Source organism: Aestuariivirga sp. (assembly GCF_037139295.1).
Lineage (GTDB): Bacteria > Pseudomonadota > Alphaproteobacteria > Rhizobiales > Aestuariivirgaceae > Aestuariivirga.
Genome location: NZ_JBAXGR010000221.1, coordinates 1 through 2,986, shown reverse-complemented (window position 1 = coordinate 2,986; position 2,986 = coordinate 1). Strand labels below are relative to the sequence as shown.

At 61.1% G+C, this 2,986-nt stretch carries 4 protein-coding genes; 2 read left to right on the top strand and 2 right to left on the bottom strand.

All coding sequences use genetic code 11. From position 1 onward, the window contains the following. Positions 1–225: 225 nt before the first annotated feature. Positions 226–717, bottom strand: a complete 492-nt coding sequence (locus WCJ41_RS21105) for a DUF2165 domain-containing protein (protein ID WP_336907807.1) — start codon at positions 715–717, stop codon at positions 226–228. 57 nt (positions 718–774) lie between these two features. Here WCJ41_RS21105 and WCJ41_RS21100 point away from each other — a divergent pair, with 57 nt between their 5' ends. After that, positions 775–1,011, top strand: coding sequence for a hypothetical protein (locus WCJ41_RS21100; RefSeq protein ID WP_336907806.1), 237 nt, complete (start codon positions 775–777; stop codon positions 1,009–1,011). Between the two features lie 317 nt (positions 1,012–1,328). Next, complete coding sequence (locus tag WCJ41_RS21095) at positions 1,329–1,967, top strand: hypothetical protein (RefSeq protein ID WP_336907805.1); 639 nt, start codon at positions 1,329–1,331, stop codon at positions 1,965–1,967. Positions 1,968–2,095: 128 nt separating this feature from the next. Here the strand turns inward: WCJ41_RS21095 and WCJ41_RS21090 are convergent, their stop codons facing one another. Then, positions 2,096–2,587 (bottom strand): hypothetical protein, encoded by a 492-nt coding sequence (locus tag WCJ41_RS21090; protein WP_336907804.1) that lies wholly within the window; start codon positions 2,585–2,587, stop codon positions 2,096–2,098. Positions 2,588–2,986: the final 399 nt, after the last annotated feature.

Here is a 2,986-nt window from a genome sequence, read left to right as displayed (position 1 = left end):
CTGGCAGGACTGCTGTTCGCGCTGCTGAGGGTGTTGATTTGATCGCTGGAGCCTGGCTACGACGCCAGCGATGCGAACATACACCCGGGTCTCGCCGGCCTTGCCCGCACGGTCTGAACTGGGCAGCATGATGCTGCGAGCGAGTAGAAGATCATGGGAAGACGACTGCGCCGGAACCACAGCCCGGCTTTGGTCAGACCCGTCGGGCCGAAGGGCTGGAAGCCGTCAGGCGCGTTCGGGCTGGTTGACGAAGAGCAATACGGCCAGCATCGACATGTAGAACTGGAAGGCCGCCGTCTGGCCATTCCACGTGCCCGACTGCCACATCAGGAACCACTCGCCGCCCACGACCATGAAACCGAAGAACCACACCAGAAATCCCAGGGTGGCACCTGCAATCACAAACCGTTTGCTGGCGTCGAACTCTTGCGGCGGCCGTCTCAGGGCGCGGAGCATCTCGATGGCGCCGATCAGCAGCAGCACACAGGTCAGCCCCTCGCCTAGGATGATCCCCCAGTACCCCAGGGTCCAAAGCGTCGGACTGGTGATCGCGCGATACATCCCCTTGTTGCCCGGGAAGGTCGTGTCCATGCTAAGCACGTGTTTCACGAACTCGAAGTTCGAATTGTAATCGGTTATGTTGTTGAAAGTGACCATGAAGGCAAAGGCGGAAAGACCCAGCACCATGACGATCTTGGCAAGTCGGGAAACGGACATCGTAAATCTCCTCTTGGGGCGGGTTGCGCGCTGCGCCCCGAACCGGTTGTCGTGCGCATGAAAGCCGAAGATGTCCTTGTTGTCTACCTGCCCACCGGCACTTCGCAGCTGCGTTTCGCAGAGTGTGGCGGAGCGGACCTGCCGCACGTCATGCCGGTGATTCCCGTTCCCGGCGACGAGATCGCAGTCGGAGCGGACGTGTTCCGCGTGATCCGCCGCCGGATCGACCCCGGACCGCCCTGCCGGGTAACGTTGACCCTCGATCACCCGGCACATGGCGGCCGTCCGCGCTGACCAAGTGGTAAGCGAAGCGGTCTTGAATAGTTAGAAAACTATGCTCTTCTACCGGCGATGCCGAAATGGCCTGTCCGTCGCCAGATAATTTGAGACGTTTGGGCGCTTGATCGAAGAGAGGATCTGGCGCATCTGGTTTTGCTGTTATGCGGCCTATCCATGAAGCCAATCTTCTCGGATGGACTCTGAGGTTCGGGGGCTAGCCGTTAGAGGATCGGACGTAACCATCCACCCGATATCATCCGCCGCCCGCTAGCGTGCGTGCAAAAAGTGCTATCGCGTCTCGCTACACCACCCACCCCTGACGGAGACTGCCGATGACCCGAGGCATCCGAAACCGCTGCCTGCTTCTGGGCTCGCTGCTAATGGTCCTTTTGGCCGCTGCAGTACCGCGTCCCACCTATGCCGAAAGTGGGTTCAAGCCCATCCCCACGCAGTTCATCGCGGCGCTGGCAGCGCCGACGGCTACCAGCGGCACCGGAGCGGAAGCCTGGGGGCTGTGGACGCTCGATCCGGGCCCGCGCGGCGTGCAGCTGCGGAACTACGAGGCACTGGTTGCAGCGGGTGGCACGGCGCCGGCCAACTGGTCGTTTGATGCCGGAGACTGGTGGCTGGAGGAACACGGCCTCATCATGGAAGCGCCGACCTTAGGTCTGCCGCCTGGTCGCTATCTGGTGACGGGCAACCGTGCCGCGCAAGCGGTGTTGACCGTCGCACCGAAGGATGCTTCGGGCGCGCAAGCGTGGAGCCTGAGCGGCGGCGCCACCGTCTATGACGTTACCCACCTCCGCTGCCGCTCGGCGCGCTACAGGCCGAATGCCGCCGGGAAGGCGTGCATACCTGCGGCCGTTCCCGCCGAGCTCTTCCCCGTAGCGCCGGGCGATGCCATGCCCCCGGTCGTCAATTGCAGCAAGGTGGATTTCGCGGTGCTGTTCATCATCGGCATCGAGGGCTAGCACTGCAGTTACATTATGTGTCGTACTCTGGACCCAACAACAACCGAACGCTCCCGGACCTATAGCCAAGTGAGTGGTTGCCTGGTTTCAACGTCGCACGACCGTAATTGCGGAAAAGGGCGTTAGTTTCAGAGAACCCCTGCGGATCTACGCGCGGGATTCGAACTCGGTCGAAATGTGAACTCAACAAAATCAATATCTTGCAAGCAGAGAGTGTTAGCTGCCGGCACCTTTCCCTCCGCCATCATTTCGATCTGGCCAATTGGAAACAAGGGGTAGTTCGCCTGCGGGCGTTGTCGAGCAACTCGGCGTCGATCATCGGGTTGATCAGGGCGCGCGATGGCTTCCAGCATGGCGACCTTCACCGACATTACTGCCGAGCGCACCCACATCACGGTCTCGACGTATCGGCTGAACTCGATAGCCGAAATCAGTGTTCGAGAGCCAAGCCTGGGAGCCTTGATTTCTTCTCGTGCCAGAATGGCGAAGAGCGTTGGCTTCCCGATCCCGAGAGGCTTCGCGGCATTGACCGGCTGCTCGCCACGGCGCAAGGGCGACGCTTCGCCACCCTGCTGAGCAGACTGCCGCCAGACACCGTGCGCGGCAAAGGGCATCTTCACCTTGCGCAGCTTCCGGCCACCCGGTTTCTCTTCCAGATGGTTGGCAATCGCGCGTCCGTCATCGCGTCAGGCGACTGGGGTTAGAGTGCGCCGCAGACAGAACTTGTGTTCATCGCGCTGCGAAGCCAGGCCGCTCACTCAGTGGCCAATTACGCCCTCGCTTGAGCGTTTCGGGAGGGCGAGCGTGTCTGCGCCACTCCGCAAATGACGTTTAGGAGTGGCGTAACCGACAGGTTTCGAACCTAGTCTCCCCTCAGGAGGCTGAACGAGATCTCCGGCTTTGTTACCTGTCGACTACCCGAACACTTCTATCAGGCGCTGCGCGCTGTGATTGTGCTTTGGCAGCAAAGGGCGAGAAGGCGGCAAACGTCGTCAGGCTCAAACAGAAGGTATAGGGCT

Bases quoted from the DNA above. Each gene is read 5' to 3' on its own strand.
- WCJ41_RS21105 (WP_336907807.1), bottom strand. From the start codon at position 717: ATGTCCGTTTCCCGACTTGCCAAGATCGTCATGGTGCTGGGTCTTTCC.
- WCJ41_RS21100 (WP_336907806.1), top strand. From the start codon at position 775: ATGAAAGCCGAAGATGTCCTTGTTGTCTACCTGCCCACCGGCACTTCG.
- WCJ41_RS21095 (WP_336907805.1), top strand. From the start codon at position 1,329: ATGACCCGAGGCATCCGAAACCGCTGCCTGCTTCTGGGCTCGCTGCTA.